The organism is Streptomyces dysideae, assembly GCF_001514305.1.
Classification (GTDB): domain Bacteria; phylum Actinomycetota; class Actinomycetes; order Streptomycetales; family Streptomycetaceae; genus Streptomyces; species Streptomyces dysideae.
Genome location: NZ_KQ949076.1, coordinates 274,947 through 293,908 on the forward strand (window position 1 = coordinate 274,947; position 18,962 = coordinate 293,908).

An 18,962-nucleotide genomic window follows, 5' to 3' on the forward strand; every position below is an offset into this window, starting at 1 on the left:
CAGCTGACAGATTTCAATATCTGTCAGCTGTCATTCGCCATCTGCCAGTCGTCACCTCTCGGCCGTCGCCAGCTTCGCTCCCAGCACCACGAACGACCCCGCGAAGCTCCGCCGCAGCCACGCCATCACCCGTGGCCGCGAGATCACGTGACTGCGCACCGAGGCCGCGAGTACCCCGTACGCGGCGAACACCACGAAGGTCGCCAGCATGAAGACCCCGCTCAGCACCAGCATCCGCACCAGCGCGTCCGGCTCGCCCGGACTCACGAACTGCGGCAGGAACGCGAAGAAGAAGATCGTCAGCTTCGGGTTGAGGATGTTGATCAGCACGCCCCGCACGATCACGCGGCCGACAGAGGCCGGCGCGCTGTCCCGCTCGACGGTGATCGTCTCCTTGTCCCGCACCGTCGCCCACGCCATGTAGAGGAGATAGGCGACACCGGCGTACTTGAGGACCTGGAAGGCGGCGGCACTGGCGTTCAGCAGCGCGGCCACGCCGGTGACGGTGGCCAACACGTGCGGCACGATCCCGAGCGTGCAGGCGAAGGCCGCGACCACGCTCGCGCGGCGGCCGCGGGACAGTCCGGCCGCCAGGGTGTAGACGACGCCGGTGCCGGGCGTCGCGACCACCACGAGGGTGGTGAGGAGGAAGGCGATGCTCATGCCCGTCACCCTTGTGCCGCCGCGTCCCCGGATACAGGGCCAATCGGCGGCCGGGATGCCGGACCAATCGGCTCCGCTGGACGCCCTTCCCCACCCCTCGGACACGGTCCCGTGCCCCTCGGCGTGTAGCCGGTTGACGCTGGGCGCCCCTATAACCTTTCAGGTTTTCGCCGGCGTGCTATCAGCAGACGCTGAGCGAGCCGTCACCGAGAGGGGTGACGCAGACGACGAGGCAGAAGGCCGACCGCGGCGTCTCGTCGTCCCATCGGCCCTGGACAAAGGCAGCCCGGCTGAGTGCCGCTGCCTGCGTTCGCAGCCGTGCCGGAACCCGCTTCGACGTCGGAAGGACCGCACCCATGATCGCGCTTATGGACCCTGAGGTGGGCACCGAGGCCCCCACCCTTGCTCTGGGCACACCCGCCCTCTCCCCCGCCACCGCGAAGGGCGGCCCGGGCATCGATAGCCGCAGGCCCGTGCACCGCCCCGTCACCTTGAAGGGCAGCCCCGGCATGGGTACCCGCAGGTCTGTCCGCTACCCCGCCACCGCGAAGGGCGGCCCGAGCGTCGGTACCCGCAGGTCTGTCCGCTACCCCGCCACCGCGAAGAGCGGACCGAGCGTCGATAGCCTTAGGCCCATGCGTCGCCCCGCCACGTTGAAGACCGGACCGAGCGTCGGCGGCCGCAGGCCCGTGCACCGCCCCGTCACCTTGAAGAGCGGCTCGGGCGTCGGTGGCCGCACCCGCAGGGCTGTCCGCCACCCCGCCACGCTGAAGACCGGCGGAGGTGGCATCGGCACCCGCAGGTCTGTCCGCTACCCGGTCATATCGATGGCGGGCATCAGTATCAAGGGGGGCGTCGGCGTTGGTGAGCGGTCCCGCAGGACCATTCCTGTCGGTCCGAACTGGCTCTAGCAGACGTCGGCTTCGGCTGGTGGCAGAGGACGGGAGGGAACGGATGGGGCGCCCGCCGATCACGGTGGAGCGGTGGGAGGGGCTGGAGTGCGCCGTGCAGCTCGACGTCGTGCTGCCGATGTACAAGGAGATCTGGGCCGAGCCGCCGTACTGCGAAGGCACGAAGGAGATCGCCGAGTTCCTGGACCGCTTTGCGCAGGAGGTCTTTCTTCCCCGCGCCCGCCTCGTCATCGCCCGCTGCGGCGACCTGCCCGTCGGCTACGCCTTCGGCTACCCCCTGCCGCCGGACACCGGCTGGTGGAAGGCGATGGACGAGGAGACGACCGCTCAGTTCGCGGCCGAGACCGGCGCGCGCACGCTGGGCATCGTCGAACTCGCGGTACGCACCGGATGGCGGCGGCAGGGAGTGGCCGCCCAGATGCACGCCCACCTCCTGGAGGGCCTGGGCGTCGAGCGCGTCACGCTGGCGATGCGACCCGACCCGGAAGCCGCACCGGCACACGCCGCCTACGCCGCGTGGGGCTACCGCCAGATCGGCCACTGGCAGCCGGCACACGATGAGCCCGTCTCCCACATCATGCTGCTGAACCTGCCCATGCCCGTGCACGGGGCCGGCCAGTGACCGGCAACGCGATCGGGAACGCGATCGGGATCCGGGAGCTGACCCGACGCTATCCGCGCAAGGGCCGGCCGGACCTGTGTGCGCTGGACCGGGTGTGCCTGGCCGTCGGGCCGGGCGAGGTGCACGGGCTGCTCGGCCCGAACGGCGCGGGCAAGACGACCTTGTGCCGCATTCTGGACTTCTGGCCCGGCCCGGTACAGGCCATCGCACAGACGATCCCGGCGACCCACGGGCTGTCCGCTCTGCTCCTGCTGGAAGCGGACGCGGGGCTCGGCCCGACGGCGTACGCGGCCGGACGTGCCGTGCTGGCCGGGGTGTGCTGGCTTGGGGTCACCCAGGCGCAGGCCGCGGACCTTCCCACGGTCACAGAGAAGACCGTGCAGGTCGCTGGCGCAAGCACCACGGGCTGCTCATACGCCAGCGGCTCGGTCACCACCACGCTCGTGTCCGCGGTGCTGCCGGTCGGGGAGAACGGGGTCGGGGTCGGCGTGGGCAGCTACCGGTGGTCGCTGAAGGTCATCGATGAATGCGCCGAGACCGGTCAGGCCAACCTGCGTGCCCGGTACAGCGCCTACGTCCCTGGCGCGGGCACCTACACCAGCGGCTGGTTCACCGTCGCCTCCTCCGGCACGCTGAACATCAGCACCGGCACAGCCCTGGGAGTGGAGTTCGCCGTCTGCGACTACACCCTCGCCGAAGGCAATCAGAACTGCGGCGCCGTCAACTGACCGTTCCTCGACGCTCTTCGCGCCGCCAACCCTCCGCCGGAGCGCCGCGTGCACGTCCTGGTGTGGAACGAAGTGCAGGACGGACCGGGAGTACGGCCACTGTTCGAGACGTCTGCGAGGAGACCGCCTTGCGTCCGGCTTCCTAACGAGGCAGAACTCGCGGGACTTCAGACACAACGGTGCCGGGCCCCAAGCGAACAGGGACCCGGCACCAAAGCGACTGGGACGTCAGCAGCCGATCAGGCGGCTCGCCAGGTAGCCCTCGATCTGGTCCAGCGACACCCGCTCCTGCTTCATCGAGTCCCGCTCGCGCACCGTCACGGCGTTGTCGTCCAGCGTGTCGAAGTCGACCGTCACACAGAACGGCGTACCGATCTCGTCCTGGCGGCGGTAGCGGCGGCCGATGGCGCCCGCGTCGTCGAACTCGATGTTCCAGTGCTGGCGCAGCGCCTGGGCGAGGCCCTTGGCCTTCGGGGACAGCTCGGGGTTGCGGGACAGGGGCAGGACCGCGACCTTCACCGGGGACAGGCGCGGGTCGAGGCGCAGCACCGTGCGCTTCTCCAGCTTGCCCTTGGCGTTGGGGGCCTCGTCCTCGACGTAGGCGTCGAGCAGGAACGCGAGCATCGCGCGGCCGACACCGGCGGCCGGCTCGATGACGTACGGCGTCCAGCGCTCGCCGGCCTCCTGGTCGAAGTAGGAGAGGTCCTGGCCGGAGGCCTTGCTGTGCGCGCCGAGGTCGTAGTCGGTGCGGTTGGCGACACCCTCCAGCTCGCCCCACTCGTTGCCGCCGAACTGGAAGCGGTACTCGATGTCGGCGGTGCGCTTGGAGTAGTGGGAGAGCTTCTCGGCCGGGTGGTCGTACCAGCGCATGTTCTCCTCACGCAGGCCGAGGCCGGTGTACCAGTTCCAGCGCTGCTCCATCCAGTACTCCTGCCACTTCTCGTCCTCGCCCGGCTTGACGAAGAACTCCATCTCCATCTGCTCGAACTCGCGGGTGCGGAAGATGAAGTTGCCGGGCGTGATCTCGTTGCGGAAGGACTTGCCCATCTGCGCGATGCCGAACGGCGGCTTGCGGCGCGAAGTGGTCTGCACCTGGGCGAAGTTGGTGAAGATGCCCTGCGCGGTCTCGGGGCGGAGGTAGGCGATGGAGCCGGAGTCCTGCGTCGGGCCGAGGTGCGTCGACAGCAGACCCGAGAACTGCTTGGGCTCGGTGAACTGGCCCTTGTTGCCGCAGTTGGGGCAGTTCACGTCCGCGAGGCCGTTCTCCGGCATGCGGTTGTGCTTGGCCTCGTAGGCCTCTTCGAGGTGGTCGGCGCGGAACCGCTTGTGGCAGGAGGTGCACTCGGTCAGCGGGTCCGTGAAGGTGGCGACGTGACCGGAGGCCACCCACACCTCGGGGGCCAGGATCACGGACGAGTCGATGCCGACCACGTCCTCGCGCGACGTCACCATGTAGCGCCACCACTGGCGCTTCAGGTTCTCCTTGAGCTCGACACCCAGCGGCCCGTAGTCCCAGGCGGCGCGCTGGCCGCCGTAGATCTCACTACAGGGGAATACGAAGCCACGGCGCTTGCTCAGGCTGACGATGGTGTCGATCTTGTCGGCGGCCACGGTGCTCTCTTCATTACGACGACGGGCGACGAAGCGAGACGCTTCAGAGCGAATGCTTCAGGGTACCGGCGGGGCCTCCCCCTCAACCAAATCGGTCCGTTACCAAGGCCTTGTTGACAACGGTTTCCATATTTGTTGAAAATGGCTTTCATGAACGTACGACGACAGCACATATCCAAGATCGCCATCGCGGCGGCCACCGCTCTCGGTCTCGGTGCCCTCTCCGCCTGCTCCTCCGACAGCGCGGCCGCAGGCAACTCGGACAAGTTCGACGTCGTCGCGTCGTTCTACCCGATGGCCTTCCTCGCCGAGCAGATCGGCGCTGACCATGTGAAGGTCACCAGCCTCACCAAGCCCGGCCAGGAGCCGCACGACCTGGAGATCAGCGCCAAGCAGACCGCGCAGCTCCAGGAGTCCGACGCGGTGCTCTACCTCAAGTCCCTCCAGCCGGCCGTCGACGAGGCGGTCACGCAGTCCGGCGTCAAGACCAAGATCGACGCGGCCACCCTCACCAAGCTCGAGGACCACGGCGACGTCGACGAGCACGGGCACGAGGGCGAGGAGGCGAACTCCGAGGAGGAGGAGCACGCCCTGGACCCGCACATCTGGCTCGACCCGGTGAAGTACGCCGAGGTCGCCAAGGGCGTCGGAGCGGCCTTCGAGAAGGCGGACCCGGACAACGCGGCCGACTACAAGAAGAACACGGACGCGCTGGTCAAGAAGCTCGACGACCTCAACACCCAGTTCACGGACGGCCTGAAGAACACCAAGTCCAGGGTCTTCTTCACCAACCACGCCGCCTTCGGCTACCTCGCCGAGCGCTACGGCCTGACCCAGGAGGCCATCTCCGGCCTCGACCCGGAGAGCGAGCCCAGCCCGGCCCGGATCAAGGAGCTCCAGGAGGAGGCCAAGGCCGACGGCGTCACCACGGTCTTCTATGAAACTCTTGTCTCCGACAAGACCGCGAAGACCCTCGCCAGTGACGCGGGCCTCAAGACGGACGTCCTCGACCCGCTCGAGGGCATCACCGAGAAGTCCAAGGGCGACAACTACTTGCAGGTCATGGAGTCCAACCTCAAGGCGCTGCAGAGCGCCCTGGGAACCAAGTGATCGTTACGGAGGACGTCATGGGCGAGCCCGTCATATCGCTGCGCGGCGTACGCGCCGAGCTGGGCTCGCGCCCCGTCCTGCGCGGCATCGACCTCACCGTGCGCCACGGTGAGGTCGTCGCGCTGCTCGGCGCGAACGGCTCCGGCAAGTCGACGGCCGTGCGCAGCGTCATCGGCCAGGTCCCGGTGAGCGACGGCGAGGTCGAGTTGTTCGGCACCCCGCGGGCCCGGTTCCGCGACTGGGCGCGGGTGGGCTACGTCCCGCAGCGCACCACGGCCGCGGGCGGTGTGCCGGCGACGGTGACCGAGATCGTGTCCTCCGGGCGCCTGTCCCGTGCCCGCTTCGGCATGCTCCGCAAGGCGGACCACGCGGCCGTACGCCGGGCCCTGGAGCTCGTCGGCATGACGGACCGCGCGAAGGACTCCGTCAACGCGCTGTCCGGCGGCCAGCACCAACGCGTCCTGATCGCCCGCGCGCTCGCCTCCGAACCCGAGCTGCTGATCATGGACGAGCCGATGGCGGGCGTCGACCTGGCCAGCCAGGAGGTGCTGGCCGAGACGCTCCGCGAGCAGGTCGCGGCCGGTACGACGGTCCTGCTCGTCCTGCACGAACTGGGCCCCCTGGAGCCGCTGATCAACCGGGCCGTCGTGCTGCGCGACGGCTGCGTGACGCACGACGGTCCGCCGCCCAAGGCCCTCGGCCAGCACGCGCTGCCCGGCCACGACCACGTACACCCGCACGCACCGGCGGGCGCCGAACCGATCCGCACGGGACTGCTGAGCTGATGGAATTCCTCGACTACGCCTTCATGCAGCGGGCCCTGCTCGCTGCCGTCCTGGTCGGCATCACCGCCCCCGCCGTCGGCATCTACCTCGTCCAGCGCCGCCAGGCCCTGATGGGCGACGGCATCGGCCATGTGGCGATGACGGGCGTCGGCCTCGGCTTCCTGCTGTCCTGGTCGCCGGTGTGGATGGCGACGCTCGTGTCGGTCCTCGGCGCCGTGCTCATGGAACTGATCCGCTGGTTCGGCCGCACCCGCGGCGACATCGCCCTCGCGATGCTCTTCTACGGCGGTATGGCCGGCGGCGTGATGTTCATCAACCTCGCGCCGACGGGCTCGAACGCCAACCTGACGTCGTACCTGTTCGGGTCGCTGTCGACGGTGAGCGAGTCGGACGTCACGGCGATCATCATCCTCGCGACCTTCGTGGTGCTGGTCACCCTCGGTCTGCGCCGCCAGCTGTTCGCGGTCAGCCAGGACGAGGAGTTCGCCCGGGTCACCGGCCTGCCGGTGCGCGCGCTGAACCTGCTGACGGCGATCACGGCCGCGGTGACGGTGACGGTCGCGATGCGCGTGGTCGGCCTGCTCCTGGTCTCGGCGCTCATGGTCGTACCCGTGGCGGCGGCGCAGCAGATGACCCGCAGCTTCGCGGCCACGTTCGCGATCGCGGTGGCCATCGGCGTCTCGGTGACGATCGGCGGTACGGTCACCTCGTACTACCAGGACGTGCCGCCCGGCGCGACGATCGTGCTGCTGACCATCGCGGCGTTCATCGTGCTGACGGCGCTGGCGACCCCGCTGGCCCGCCGCCGCGCGCGGGCACTGGCCGCGGCGCAGCCCGCCGGGGACCCCGCGGAATGCACGATTCCGGCCACCCGGGAGGGCGGCGGCAAGGTCGCCGTCTGACCGCGCACAGGCAGGGCTGGCACAATGGCCCGGCAAGTGCAGACGTGAGGAGGCAACCGGTGACGACCGCTGGACCGCCCGTCAAGGGCCGCGCGACCCGGCAGCGGGCCGCCGTGGCGGCGGCCCTGGACGAGGTCGACGAGTTCCGCAGTGCGCAGGAACTGCACGACATGCTGAAGCACAAGGGCGACTCGGTCGGGCTGACCACGGTGTACCGCACCCTGCAGTCCCTCGCCGACGCCGGCGAGGTCGACGTGCTGCGCACCTCCGACGGCGAGTCCGTCTACCGCCGCTGCTCGACCGGCGAACACCACCACCACCTCGTCTGCCGCGTCTGCGGCAAGGCCGTCGAGGTCGAGGGCCCGGCGGTGGAGAAGTGGGCGGAGGCCATCGCGGCGGAACACGGGTACGTGAACGTGGCACACACGGTGGAGATCTTCGGCACGTGCGCGGAGTGCGCGGCGCGTTGAGCCGGATTCCGTGCGGGTGAGTGGGGGTTCGCGTCCCTGGGGGCTGCCGCCCCCAGCCCCCCCCGCTTCGGCCCTGAACGGGCCTCGTCCTTCAAACGCCGGACGGGCTGAGTAAGTCAGCCCGGGCGGTCACACGTGGTGCAGGTGGCGGTCGAGCATCGTGCGCAGCCGGTCGAGGTCGGCCGGTTGGGCCGCCCCGCGCTTGACGAGCACCATCGCGCACCGTCCTCCCCGGTCGGGGCTGCGCAGGACGAAGACGCGGTCGGACTCGGCGTAGCTGCCGAAGTTCCCCCAGGTCTGGTGCACATCGGCGTGAGCGCCCGTGGCCCGTATTCCCTCGGCGTTCACCGTCACGCGGACCAGGCCCTGGTGCTGCTGCGCCTTCAGTGTCGTGCGGGCGGTGAAGTGCGGCGCGAAGTACAGGAGCACCGCGCACCCCACGAACATCAGCCCCGGCAGGAGAAAGTTCTCAGGGTGGCTCACATCCAGGACCAGGAGACCCAGGCCCAGAAGTCCGAAGACGGCGAGAAAGGCCGGTCGGTAGACAAGAGCGGCCACCCCTCGCGTGCGTACGAGGGTCCTGAGGCCTTCCACCAGGTCGGCGTGCTGGTGCTCGTACTCCAGCACGACCTGGTCCTCCCGCGGCTCAGCGGTCTGCTCCTCGATCACGGCCCCTCCTCGGTCCTTCGGTGACGAGCCGTGATCGTAGCCGCAGGGATCCGACAAGCGACCCGTGGGCCTACTCCTGCCTGCCCTCCATGGCCAGCAGCTCCTCGTTCGGGATCGCCCCGCCGAAGCGCCGGTCGCGCGACGCGAACTCCACGCAGGCGCGCCACAGGTCACGGCGGTCGAAGTCCGGCCACAGGACGTCCTGGAAGACCATCTCGGCGTAGGCGCTCTGCCAGAGAAGGTAGTTGGACGTGCGCTGCTCGCCGCTCGGGCGAAGGAACAGGTCGACGTCCGGCATGTCGGGGTAGTAGAGGTACTTCGCGAACGTCTTCTCGTTCACCTTCGACGGGTCGAGCCGGCCCGCCCGCACGTCCTCCGCCAGCGCCTGCGCCGCGTCGGCGATCTCCGCGCGGCCGCCGTAGTTCATGCAGAAGTAGAGCGTGAGGCGGTCGTTGTCCTTCGTCTGCTCCTGGGCGACCTGGAGCTCCTTCGCCACCGACTTCCACAGCTTGGGCATCCGGCCCACCCAGCGCACCCGGATCCCCAGCTCGTCCAACTGGTCACGGGTCTTGCGGATGAAGTCGCGGTTGAAGTTCATGAGGAAGCGCACCTCGTCGGGCGACCGCTTCCAGTTCTCCGTGGAGAAGGCGTACAGGGAGATCGCGCCGACCCCGATCTCGACCCCGCCCTGGAGCACGTCCAGCACGCACTCGGCGCCCACCTTGTGCCCCTCCGTGCGCGGCAGCCCCCGCTCCTTGGCCCAGCGGCCGTTCCCGTCCATGACGATCGCCACATGCTTGGGGACCAGTTCCCCGGGGAGCTTCGGTGCGCGGGCCCCGGACGGGTGCGGCTCCGGCGCCTTGTACTCCCGGCGCTGCCGCCCCAGAATCCCGCGTACGACCATGTGCTTCTCGTCTCCCTTGCTGTCCGCGCGAGCTTTCTACGCTTGCTGTCTACGCTTGCTTTTCCACGTACCGAAGTGAGCGCAGCCCGCGCTCCAGATGCCAGTGCAGGTAGGCGGACACCAGCCCGCTCCCCTCCCGGACGTACCGTGCCTCGCACGCGTCCGCGGTCTCCCAGTCTCCCGTAAGCAGCGCACCGAGCAGCTCCAGGGTCTGCGGCGAGGGTACGACGCTGCCGGCCACCCGGCAGTCGACGCAGACGGAGCCGCCGGAGGCCACCGAGAAGAACCGGTTCGGCCCCGGCATCCCGCACCTCGCGCAGTCGCTGAAGGTGGGCGCGTAGCCGTTGACGGCGAGGGAGCGCAGCAGGAAGGCGTCGAGGACGAGGTGCGGCGCGTGCTCCCCGTTGGCGAGGGTGCGCAGGGCGCCCACGAGCAGCAGGTACTGCTGCACGGCCGGCTCGCCCTCATGATCCGTGAACCGCTCCGCCGTCTCCAGCATGGCCGTCCCGGCGGTATACCGCGAGTAATCGGTCACGATCCCACTGCCGTACGGCGCGATGGTCTCGCTCTGCGTGCACAGCGGCAGCCCGCGCCCGATCAGCTCGCTCCCCCGCGCGAAGAACTGCACGTCGACGTGGGAGAAGGGTTCGAGGCGCGCCCCGAACTTGGACTTGGTGCGCCGTACACCGCGGGCGACGGCCCGTACCCGGCCGTGACCGCGCGTGAGCAGCGTGATGATCCGGTCCGCCTCACCGAGTTTCTGGGTCCGCAAGACGATGCCGTCGTCCCGGAAGAGACTCATCGCGCACCACCGCGGGTTTCCTGCCGGGGGTACGGGGGTCGCCCCCCGGGAGAGCACAGCATGATCCGGTCCGCCTCACCCAGCTTCTGGGTGCGCAGCACGATGCCGTCGTCGCGGAACAGACTCATGGACCCATTCTCCCGTACGCGCGCACGGGCTCAGCGCGCCCGGTCGGGAACGCGTATGGCGTCCCAGGGCGCGAGGTTCCACGGGCTGGATCGATTCGCCGGGTCGAGCAGCGACCGCAGATGCGCGTCGGCGAGGGCCTGCGGGGCGGGAAACCCGCCGTCCGGGCTGCCCTGGCTGCCCTGGCTCCCTTGGGTGGCCTGGGTCGCCCGGAGATCCCCCCGCCACACCTTCCGCCCCAGCAGATAGTGATCGGCGTACTCCCGCCAGGACCCGTACGTCCCCGCCACCGCCGGCACGATGTTCTTCAGCGCCGTCCATGCCTCCGCCTCGCTGAGCAGCCCGCACGCGAAACCCCGACGGGAGATGTCGACGTACAGCGCGGCGTCCCAGGCGAGCGGCGAGACGCCGGTGAGCCGGTACGCCCGCGCCCGGTAGCCACTGCGGGACAGCTCGTCGAGACGGCCGACCAGGGCGTCGCGCGAGGCGATGTCCCACTGGTCGGCCAGCCAGCGCCGGGCTGCCTCGTCGTCGATCCGCGTGAACGGGTACAGGGTCGTCCGCGAGGCGCTCCGGTCCCGGCTCACCGGGGCGCTCAGCGACACCATCCACAGCTGGTGCGCCGTGAGCGGGACCGGGTACCGGCGGGCGGCCCGCGGCCGTCTCCATCTCCCTGCGCTGCTCCACAAACCCATGCGCCCGCACCCTACTCAGGGCCGACGTCAGGTGGTCAAGGGACCTCTCCCCGGCTGCGTGCGTTGGCGTACGCCGTCGCCGCGCTCAGCCGCTCGGTCTGGGTGGCCCTGCGTACGGCACCCGGTTCGGCGTCCCATTCCTTCCCCCCTCCGTACGGTCTGAGCTGAACGTACGGTCCCTCATGCCCCATCACGATGCCCATCCTTCCGTTACAGGTGTCCACGACGTACGACCCGATGGGCGGCTTCACCGCAGCACCGCCGTGAGGTGCCGCACGACTTCCACGGAACACCGGCCCAATTCGACGAGCGGGCAAGGGGCTTCCCGCGCGAGACTCGCCGGGTCCAGCCGGAGTGTCGGGAGCTTAATTCCGGCCTGCACCAGTGCAGCCCGCAATTCCTTCACTGCTTCCTCCGCTTCTTCGACGCAGAGCGCCGAGTGCTGTGCCTTCACCACGATCCCCTCCTATTTGGGTTTCACTCTTCACATCTCCATGGTGACTTGTTGCGCCTAGACTCGGCAGGAGTCTGTGCTCTACAAGTGTGGGGCAGCGCAAAGGAGTTGATCCATGGCCAATGGTTCACGGCAGGCGGCGTGGGAGTTCTTCGGGGCTGAGCTGAAGCGGTGGCGGGAGGAGGCGGGGCTCACTCAGGTGCAACTGGGGGACCGTGTCTTCGTTTCCGGTGGGCATATCGGCCAATTCGAACAGACCATTCGGAAACCTCAGTTGGATGTGGCGCAGCGGATTGACGAGGTGCTACAAACCGCTGGTTTTTTCGAACGGCTTTGGCGAAAGCTCATCAAGGAGCAGCCGTATACGGAGTACTTCGCGCACGCGGTGGAGCTGGAGCGGTTGGCGACGGAGATCCTGCAGTTCGCGCCGACGGTGGTCCCGGGGCTTCTCCAGACGCCGCAATACGCTCGGGCGGTGTTCCTGGCGAGCAATCCGCTCGCCACCGACGAGTACATCGAGGAACTGGTCAGGGGACGCATCTATCGGGCGCGGATCCTCAAGGACGCTACACGGCCCGTGTATTGGGCGGTCCTCCACGAGACGGCCCTGCGCATCCCGGTCGGCGATGCGGGGGTCATGACGCGCCAACTGGATCACATCGCGGCTCTGATGCGGGAGCGCAAGGTGCTGGTGCAGGTGCTTCCGTTCGCGGCTGGGGCTCACCCGGAGATGGGCAAGATGATGATGCTCATGAAGTTCGAGGACGCTCCGCCAACCGTCTATACAGAAGGGATGCGTTCGGGGAGTCTGCTGGACGAACCGACGGTGGTGAGGCGGATCCAGGAGTCATACGATCTCATCAGGGCCGCCGCGTTGTCGCCGGAGGCGTCCCTGGCCCTGCTCGAGTCGGCAGCAGAGGACTACAGACGATGCGCGAGTACGACCTGAGCAACGCCCGCTGGCGCAAGAGCAGCCACAGCGGCGGCGACGGCGGGGAAGAGTGCATCGAGGTCGCCGACGGAGTCCCCGGCGTCATACCCGTCCGCGACAGCAAGCTCGCCGCCGACAGCCCTGTCCTCATCTTCCCGGCCTCGGCCTGGACCGCCTTCGTCACCTTCACCCACACCTCGGCCACCTGAACGGAGTTCATCCGTACCGTCGGGGCCGCCCGCTTCTTCGCCAGTGTCGTGCTTCCACGGCCCGAGTAAAGGGCGCTGCGCGTCGCCTTCGGCGATGGCCCTGCGGGCCACCCTTGACTCGGGCCGCTCCAGCACGGGTGAGAAGCGAGCGAGCGGCCCGGAAAGGCGGGTGACCGAGGCAAGTCGACCCCATCGGTTGGTCATGAGGTGCCCGGCGGAGGGGGCGCGGTCTCGCCTCGCCGGCACGTCGGGTGGGCTTGGCGGCGAAGAGTCGGTGGGTGGGGCGCGATAGCCCCGCACGGGCACACCGGGTGAGCTGGCGGCTCGCGGCGGGCGAGTGGGGCGTGTCGCCTACCCGCGTGCGCGGGAGACGCCAGACAGGGCAGGATGGCAACAAGGTAAGCCTCACAACTCACCCAACCCGTAAGGCCCTTCTCACGTCACGGGCCGATCACGACCACCGTTGCTCCCAAGACGGGCTATGGCAGTGCTGGCCAGACCAACGCCTGGGCGATGATGACGTTCTCACCGTTGAAGGTGATGGCGGGGCCTTCGTGCAGTTCGTAGCCAAGGCCGATCGCTTCGCTCACACGCTGGCAGAACGCGGGCTCGTCCGGGCCGGTCAAGACTCGGTAGATGGGCAATCCGTCTGGTGGTGTGCTCATGAGGAAAAGGATCTCAGGCTCCCCGCCAACCGAGCCGCCGGGCCAGCATGTCGCGCTCGGCGGTTCGTCGACCGGAGGCCGACTGAGGGGTGGGCTGGGCGGCGAGAGCGACCACTGCCCGCCCCAACCACCTCACCCATCCCACCTCAGAAGCAATTGGAGGATTTGGGTCACCACAGGGCCCTCCGACCAGGGCCTTTCCAGACCCGGCATGACACAAATCCTCCAATTACGTCGCGACTGGACTGCTCGCGCCCGCTCACGAACGCAGCCGGTCACCAAAACAGCGCCGGTCGCACCCGGCGTACCCCGATCACCACGCGCCCTCCACTCCCACTCACCACAAGCCGCCAAGCCGACCCGGCGTGCGCGGATCGGCCGACGCGCCTACCCACGAGCCGTCAGCCGCTGAGCCATCCCGGCGCACCCCCACCCCACCACCGGCCGCAAGCCGCCAAGCCCGCCCGGCGTGCAGGCGAGACGCGACCGCGCACCGCCAACCCCGGCCCACCCCACACCCAACAGCAGCCGCCAACTTGCCTCGGCCACCCGCTCTCCCCGGCCGCCCGCTCGCTTCTCACCCGCGCTGGAGCGGCCTGAGTCAAGGGGGGTCTTCGAATTTAAGCGGTGCGCGGGAAGCGCTGGCGCGGAGCGGTGACTCGCGAGGATGTGACACCCGGCGCTGAAGTGTCACGTCCTTGCTGGCGAAGGCCACAGCGGCAGGCACCTGCAAAGAGCCGCACCGCCTAACTTCGAAGACCCGTCAAGGGTGGCCCGCAGGGCCGTCGGCGCAGCCGACGCGAAGCGACGCGGCCCGCACCAACCGTCGCACCCTCGCCGCCGCGCTCGGCACGGCGGGCCTCGTCAACTACCCGACGGAGTGGTGGCACTGGTCGTACGGCGACCGCTGCGGGGCGCTGAAGCGTAGGAGCGGCGCGTCAGTTCTGGTTGGGGCCCGAGCAGGACGTGGACGGTTTGCTGTCCGGCCAGGCCAGGGCATCGAAGTGAACGCTCTTGGCCGCGGGGTCGAGGGAGACGATGGCAACCGCCTTGTTGTAGGGGTTGCTGTTGTTGTCGAGACAGACCACGCCGGTGGCGCCCGCGACAGCGCGGTCTCCGTAGATCAGAGGCCACTGCTTGGCGACGTCCTGAGGGCTGGGGCTCCCACCGACGTCGGACCGGTAGGCCCGCTTGATCGCGGACATGGCGAGGTACACCGAGTCGTGGGCGGTCATGGCCCGGGAGTCCGGCCAGTCGACACCGCCGCCCATGCGCGTGGCGAGTTCGTCGTTGAGGCCCTCCAGGACGGCCATCTCCTTCCCGGACGGCGCGTAGTACTTCTGCGCGGCGCCGGTCAGGCCGCCCTCCTTCCACTCCTCGGGGTGTCCCGCGGCCGAGTACTGCACCGTGATCCTGCGGTTCCTCGCGGCGTCGGTGCGGCCGAGTTCCTCCCAGTCCGCGTCGCTGAGCTGCGAGGAGACCGTCGAGGCACCGGACCCGGTGATGACCTTGTAGTTGCGGGAGCCGCAGGGGTTCACCGCCAACTGGTGCAGGAAGCTGCGCAGATGGAGGGGCCTGCCCGCGAAGTAGATGTTGGTCGCCCCCTGGTCGCACAGGAGGTCCACCATGTCCCGGAAGTCGTTGGCGACGTCCCCCAGTTCGTTCTGTCCCGGCGAGGTGAACTCCCGGTCCTTGGTCGCCGACGGCACGGCTTTCCGGAACGCGTCGGCGAGCGACTTGTTGTACTGGTCGCCGGGCCGGGTGTCCACCACAAGGACGGAGTCGTCCTTCGGTGTCCTGCTGTTGTGATTGATCAGCGCATTCGCCTGTTCCGAGTTGGTGGGGACGATGCGCGCCATGCCGGGATAGCGCTGCCGGCCGTCTTCGAAGCGCGTGTTTCCCATGTCGTCGGCGGTGAGGGGCCCACCGACCACGGGGACCTGCGCCTTGGTGAGTGCGGACAAAGCGAGGAAGGTGTCATCGACGCTGAGATTGAAGCCGGTGACGGCACGCAGCTTCTCCTTTGGGTCCTTCATCATGTCGATGAGCCGGTTCGTCACCTCCTCCCAGTGCTCGTACTCCCGGCCGGGGTTGGCCAGCACGAGCCGGATGCTCGGCCGCTGCTCGCGATGTCTCTCGTCGTGGTTGGCCTCCCACTGCGCGAGATAGGCCCCCTTGACCTCGTTCAGCACCTGCTCGGTCTCGGCCGGGTCGGCCGGCGTCATCGGCACCATGAACGCCACGGTCACGTACTTCCCCGACTGCTCCGCGGCCTCGTTCTCGTCCTTGATCTGCCGGGCGACCTTGGTGAGTTCGGGCAGGAACTCACCGCCCGAGCCGCCGTCGGTGACGCCGACGCACTGGCCGTCACGCAGGACGAGGTCCGGGTCCAGGGTCACGCCCTGACCGCAGGCCAGGCTGTCTCTTATGCCGGGAACGAACAACACGAGAGCGAACGTCATCAACCCGGCCAGCGCTACGGAGAGCACGCTGGTGACCGGTCCTCCGGGAACGAAGCGCAGCACGGGCGGCGTCGTACCGACCGCCGGCGGCGGATCGGGCAGCCGGAAGGCCCTGTTGCCCGTCAGCACCTCCGCGAGCACGCCGTCCCGGATCACGACCTTCTCGGCTATCCCCTCACCGGTGTGGGCCACCACCACGGGCCCGCTCCTGCGGGGTACCGCCTTGCCGCCGGCCTGATCGCCGCGCAGGTGCCGCAGCAGGTCACCGCCGGGCGTGCCCGGTTCCGCGTGCGGGATGAGCAGCAGCGGCATCCGCGACCGGTTCCACCGGCGTCCCTGGTGGTAGTAGGCGTCGATGTCCGCGAGGAACGCGTCGGTCAGCCACTGGTTCCACACGTCCTCGGTGTCGTTGCGCACCTGGCACAGGGCGAAGTACATCGCCTGCGGCGTGGGGGTTCGGGTCTTCTCCTGGAACCATTGGCGCGCGGGCCTGTGCACCCAGACATACCGGACCACCCACTCGAAGAGCGGTACGAGGGTCAGGGCGGCGAGGAAGGCCCCGGTGCCGTACAGGGTGGCCGCCGCGTGCAGTTTCTTCGCGACGGCCTGTCCCCTCAGCCGGTTCAACTCGACGAGCAGACCGCCCCGTTCGGCGTACGCGGCCTGCTCGCAGCGCTCCTGGAGCTGCTGGACCTCCTCCGCGCCGACGCCACCGGGCTGCCGCCACATCCGGTACGCCTGCTGCGTCATCCGGAACCGGCGGAACCGCAGGGGCCTCCGGCGTTTGCACATGCCGGGGAAGCTGTACCAGCGGGCCACGTCGTCCAGCAGTTCGGCCACGGAGGCGGCCCCGCGCACGTCGTCCGCGAGGGCGCCGGGATTGTTGACGGGCAGTTTGGTCTGGTACGCGGTGAAGCGTTTCATCAGGTCCTCGGCGTCCGCGGTGGCGCCGCCCCGCAGTTCCACCACCACGGGCACGGGCCGCTGCCCCCGCGCGCTGCGCCGACCCCACCACGTCCCGGCTCCGACCAGTTCGGCGACCGACTCCGCAAGGACGCCGGCCTCCCCCGACCATCTGGGCGCCATATCGCTCCTGCTCCCCGAGAGAATGCGCTTACCTCAATTGTTCGGGGAACCTACAGTTCCGTGCCCGACAGAAGTCGCCAATTCACGGAATGCACATATCGAGCGCCCGGTTCAGCCCGCCGCCGTCGCCTCCCACAGCACGGTGAAGCGGTTGATGCGTTCCTGGACGTGCTCGCGGGTCATCTTCAGCGTGGTCTTGGCGGGGACGACCCGGACGTCCGGCTCGGTCTCGTAGCACAGCTCGCCGTCGAAGATGATGAAGTCGTTCAGCGGGGTCACCTGGGCGTTGGGCTGCAGCTCCGACTGGACCGCTATACGCGCGTCGATACCGAACGTGCGCTGCCTCTCGCAGAGCAGTTCCAGGCTCGGGGTGACCTCGTCGAGGGTCTCCACGAGGAACAGGCGGCGGATCTCCACGCCCCGGTTCTTGATCGCGTCGGCCTGGACGGCGAGGTAGCGCTTGGCGGGCTCGCTGGTCCAGAAGTCGCGGTCGATGGTGGTGCTGGTGGCGTAGAGCGTGCGCTTGGCGCAGGTGGTGAGGTCCATCAGCCACTCGTGGTTCTCGCCGGCGCAGTCCGCGCTGCCGTTGCTGAGGCTCTCCATCAGCTGGGCGAGACGGGCCAGTTCCTCCTGCGCGAAGGTCTTCACGATGGCCGAGCCGTGCTCGCCGACCTGGGTGTACTTCTGGGCCAGCCGGGTCACCCCGTCGGAGCGGAGCACCGAACGGTCCACCTTGCTGAACAGCTCGGTCGCGGCGTTGATCTTGGCGAAGCTCTCGTCGACGGCCTGCCGCATCTCCAGGTGGTGGGTGGTGAGGCTGTCCCGCATCTCGCGGATGCGCCGCTTCTGGCCCGCCTCCATGTCCTCCAGCCGCTCACTGAACTCGATGAGGTACTGCACGATCAGTGCCGCGCAGCCGAGGACGATGGAGACGGTCCACTGCCACAGGTCGTTGTCGTCCTCGTTCAGGACGCTGGTCAGCAGGAGGCTGCCGCCCGCGACCAACGCCGAGACCAGTGTCTTGCGGAACAGTTTCGATATGCGCAGCTGTCCGTTCGGGCGCGGCTGCGGCGGTGCCGGTGCCGGTACGGTCCGCACGTCCCCTGTTGTGCCTGTTGTGCCTGTTGTCGCTCCGCTCATTTCGGTTTGTTCCCCCGTCGGGTATGTGGTGGTGCTGTCGCTCCTCAGCGTGTGCTGAGTGCCTGGTGCAGCAGCGGTATGGCCTGGACGGCCAGTTGGTCGCGGATACGCTGGACCAGGTTCCGCCACTGGCGCGTGAACCCCGGTTCCCGTTCCAGTACGTCCCACAGATGACCCAGCGTGCGGTCCACGTGTGCGCGCGGCATCCACAGATGCAGCAGGTGATCGACGGCCGGACGCAGTGCAAGTACGGCCGACGGGCCGTCGGCCGCGCCGAGCCGACTGTTGTCCAGCATGTGCACAACGGTCGTCAAAAGCCAGTCGTGCAGTGCCAGGTCCTCACACAGTCCCGCGACGGCCGCGGTCGGAGTATCCTCCGGCACCTTCAACTCCACGGTCCGCAGTCCGTCCTCGGCCAGCGTGAACCGTTCCAGGGAGGGCGCCTCGCCCGGCGGGACCCGTCGCGCCGCCCAACGCAGGTGTGTGCGGCGGGACTTGAAGGGCGCCTTGTGGTCGAGGAGGGGGTGGCGCAGGAGTTGCGCGAGCAGCCCCTCGGCGATCATCCCGAGGTCCAGTTCGCCGCGTCCGCCGCCACGCAACGCGCCTTCCGCCGCCGCCTGTTCGGGGAGCTTGCCGAACGACTCGACCAGGCCCGGCCGGACCAGGTAGTCGCCCCAGGGGCGGCGCAGGTCGGGTCCGGCGGCGGGGGCGCTGAAGTGGGCGGTGGCCTGGAGGACGCGGCCCTCGGTGAGTGCGGCGCGGGCGGCGACCGTGCCGACGGCGCGGACCTTGGCGCCGTTGGAGGTGGGCAGGCGGCAGTCGATGCCGGTGAGGACCTCGGGGGAAAGGGCGTAGAGATTGGGGCGTTCGGAGACCCGGACCTGTTCGTCGGCGCGCAGCCGCAGGAGTTGGGCGGCGGCCCGGCCGTCCAGGGGCTGGAAGGACGGCAGCAGACAGGTGCGCACCTCACCGCAGGCGAGGACGGGACGCGCCGACTGTCCGGAGGCCGTCGTCATC

The 18,962-nt window shown here is 69.1% G+C and carries 22 protein-coding genes and 1 pseudogene; 10 read left to right on the forward strand and 13 right to left on the reverse strand.

Annotation, left to right across the window (positions count from 1 at the left end; translation table 11 throughout):
* Positions 1–51 precede the first annotated feature (51 nt).
* Complete coding sequence (locus AQJ91_RS04540; RefSeq protein ID WP_067016584.1) at positions 52–663, reverse strand: LysE family translocator; 612 nt, start codon at positions 661–663, stop codon at positions 52–54.
* Positions 664–1,019: 356 nt separating this feature from the next.
* On the opposite strand from AQJ91_RS04540, the gene AQJ91_RS04545 reads away from it, so the two are divergent.
* Genes AQJ91_RS04545 through AQJ91_RS57705 form a run of 3 tightly spaced genes read left to right on the forward strand, consistent with a single transcriptional unit; the run spans position 1,020 to position 2,924 of the window.
* Positions 1,020–1,574: a hypothetical protein gene (locus AQJ91_RS04545; protein WP_067016586.1), complete on the forward strand. Its 555-nt coding sequence runs from the start codon at positions 1,020–1,022 to the stop codon at positions 1,572–1,574.
* Positions 1,575–1,617: 43 nt separating this feature from the next.
* Positions 1,618–2,196, forward strand: a complete 579-nt coding sequence (locus AQJ91_RS04550; RefSeq protein ID WP_067016588.1) for a GNAT family N-acetyltransferase — start codon at positions 1,618–1,620, stop codon at positions 2,194–2,196.
* The gene (locus AQJ91_RS57705) at positions 2,193–2,924 is read left to right on the forward strand and encodes an ATP-binding cassette domain-containing protein (protein WP_067016591.1); all 732 of its coding nucleotides are present in this window, start codon (positions 2,193–2,195) and stop codon (positions 2,922–2,924) included. Before AQJ91_RS04550 ends, AQJ91_RS57705 begins: the two co-directional genes overlap by 4 nt.
* Before the next feature lie 228 nt (positions 2,925–3,152).
* Here AQJ91_RS57705 and AQJ91_RS04560 read toward each other — a convergent pair whose 3' ends face one another.
* Positions 3,153–4,535 carry a glycine--tRNA ligase gene (locus AQJ91_RS04560; protein WP_067016593.1) on the reverse strand — a complete coding sequence of 461 codons (1,383 nt, stop codon included), beginning with the start codon at positions 4,533–4,535 and terminating at the stop codon, positions 3,153–3,155.
* 150 nt (positions 4,536–4,685) lie between these two features.
* Between AQJ91_RS04560 and AQJ91_RS04565 the strand changes: the two genes are divergently transcribed.
* Genes AQJ91_RS04565 through AQJ91_RS04580 form a run of 4 tightly spaced genes read left to right on the forward strand, consistent with a single transcriptional unit; the run spans position 4,686 to position 7,802 of the window.
* Positions 4,686–5,645 (forward strand): metal ABC transporter substrate-binding protein, encoded by a 960-nt coding sequence (locus AQJ91_RS04565; protein WP_067016595.1) that lies wholly within the window; start codon positions 4,686–4,688, stop codon positions 5,643–5,645.
* Positions 5,646–5,662: 17 nt separating this feature from the next.
* On the forward strand, positions 5,663–6,430 hold the full coding sequence (locus AQJ91_RS04570; protein ID WP_067016597.1) for a metal ABC transporter ATP-binding protein: 768 nt from the start codon (positions 5,663–5,665) through the stop codon (positions 6,428–6,430).
* The gene (locus tag AQJ91_RS04575) at positions 6,430–7,332 is read left to right on the forward strand and encodes a metal ABC transporter permease (RefSeq protein ID WP_067016599.1); all 903 of its coding nucleotides are present in this window, start codon (positions 6,430–6,432) and stop codon (positions 7,330–7,332) included. Before AQJ91_RS04570 ends, AQJ91_RS04575 begins: the two co-directional genes overlap by 1 nt.
* A gap of 59 nt (positions 7,333–7,391) precedes the next feature.
* Complete coding sequence (locus AQJ91_RS04580) at positions 7,392–7,802, forward strand: Fur family transcriptional regulator (protein WP_067016601.1); 411 nt, start codon at positions 7,392–7,394, stop codon at positions 7,800–7,802.
* Positions 7,803–7,931: 129 nt separating this feature from the next.
* Here AQJ91_RS04580 and AQJ91_RS04585 read toward each other — a convergent pair whose 3' ends face one another.
* The 7 genes from AQJ91_RS04585 to AQJ91_RS48745 form a co-directional block, all read right to left on the reverse strand.
* The gene (locus AQJ91_RS04585; protein ID WP_067016603.1) at positions 7,932–8,471 is read right to left on the reverse strand and encodes a hypothetical protein; all 540 of its coding nucleotides are present in this window, start codon (positions 8,469–8,471) and stop codon (positions 7,932–7,934) included.
* Between the two features lie 70 nt (positions 8,472–8,541).
* Positions 8,542–9,375: an isoprenyl transferase gene (locus AQJ91_RS04590; protein ID WP_067016605.1), complete on the reverse strand. Its 834-nt coding sequence runs from the start codon at positions 9,373–9,375 to the stop codon at positions 8,542–8,544.
* A gap of 49 nt (positions 9,376–9,424) precedes the next feature.
* Positions 9,425–10,177 (reverse strand): DNA repair protein RecO, encoded by a 753-nt coding sequence (gene recO, locus AQJ91_RS04595; protein ID WP_067016607.1) that lies wholly within the window; start codon positions 10,175–10,177, stop codon positions 9,425–9,427.
* Entirely contained in the window at positions 10,174–10,305 is a 132-nt protein-coding gene (locus tag AQJ91_RS55165) for a recombination protein O N-terminal domain-containing protein (RefSeq protein ID WP_234381803.1), read from the reverse strand. Before AQJ91_RS55165 ends, recO begins: the two co-directional genes overlap by 4 nt.
* Before the next feature lie 30 nt (positions 10,306–10,335).
* Positions 10,336–10,998, reverse strand: a complete 663-nt coding sequence (locus AQJ91_RS04600) for a DUF1266 domain-containing protein (protein WP_067016610.1) — start codon at positions 10,996–10,998, stop codon at positions 10,336–10,338.
* A gap of 35 nt (positions 10,999–11,033) precedes the next feature.
* A complete protein-coding gene (locus AQJ91_RS55170; protein ID WP_079084669.1) occupies positions 11,034–11,249 on the reverse strand; it encodes a hypothetical protein in 216 nt (71 codons plus the stop codon).
* Complete coding sequence (locus AQJ91_RS48745) at positions 11,246–11,452, reverse strand: hypothetical protein (protein WP_079084711.1); 207 nt, start codon at positions 11,450–11,452, stop codon at positions 11,246–11,248. Before AQJ91_RS48745 ends, AQJ91_RS55170 begins: the two co-directional genes overlap by 4 nt.
* A gap of 115 nt (positions 11,453–11,567) precedes the next feature.
* On the opposite strand from AQJ91_RS48745, the gene AQJ91_RS04605 reads away from it, so the two are divergent.
* On the forward strand, positions 11,568–12,401 hold the full coding sequence (locus tag AQJ91_RS04605) for a helix-turn-helix domain-containing protein (protein WP_067016613.1): 834 nt from the start codon (positions 11,568–11,570) through the stop codon (positions 12,399–12,401).
* Complete coding sequence (locus AQJ91_RS04610) at positions 12,383–12,592, forward strand: DUF397 domain-containing protein (RefSeq protein ID WP_067016616.1); 210 nt, start codon at positions 12,383–12,385, stop codon at positions 12,590–12,592. Before AQJ91_RS04605 ends, AQJ91_RS04610 begins: the two co-directional genes overlap by 19 nt.
* Positions 12,593–13,071: 479 nt before the next feature.
* Here AQJ91_RS04610 and AQJ91_RS04615 read toward each other — a convergent pair whose 3' ends face one another.
* Complete coding sequence (locus AQJ91_RS04615; RefSeq protein ID WP_067016618.1) at positions 13,072–13,257, reverse strand: DUF1737 domain-containing protein; 186 nt, start codon at positions 13,255–13,257, stop codon at positions 13,072–13,074.
* A gap of 698 nt (positions 13,258–13,955) precedes the next feature.
* On the opposite strand from AQJ91_RS04615, the pseudogene AQJ91_RS58100 reads away from it, so the two are divergent.
* Positions 13,956–14,153, forward strand: a pseudogene (locus AQJ91_RS58100) (M15 family metallopeptidase); the annotation flags it as partial.
* Between the two features lie 42 nt (positions 14,154–14,195).
* On the opposite strand, the gene AQJ91_RS04620 reads toward AQJ91_RS58100, so the two are convergent.
* The 3 genes from AQJ91_RS04620 to AQJ91_RS04630 form a co-directional block, all read right to left on the reverse strand.
* The gene (locus AQJ91_RS04620) at positions 14,196–16,805 is read right to left on the reverse strand and encodes a type 1 periplasmic-binding domain-containing protein (RefSeq protein WP_067016620.1); all 2,610 of its coding nucleotides are present in this window, start codon (positions 16,803–16,805) and stop codon (positions 14,196–14,198) included.
* Positions 16,806–16,916: 111 nt separating this feature from the next.
* Entirely contained in the window at positions 16,917–17,903 is a 987-nt protein-coding gene (locus AQJ91_RS04625; protein ID WP_234381805.1) for a hypothetical protein, read from the reverse strand.
* 86 nt (positions 17,904–17,989) lie between these two features.
* Positions 17,990–18,961 carry an SCO2521 family protein gene (locus tag AQJ91_RS04630; RefSeq protein WP_067016624.1) on the reverse strand — a complete coding sequence of 324 codons (972 nt, stop codon included), beginning with the start codon at positions 18,959–18,961 and terminating at the stop codon, positions 17,990–17,992.
* Position 18,962: the final 1 nt, after the last annotated feature.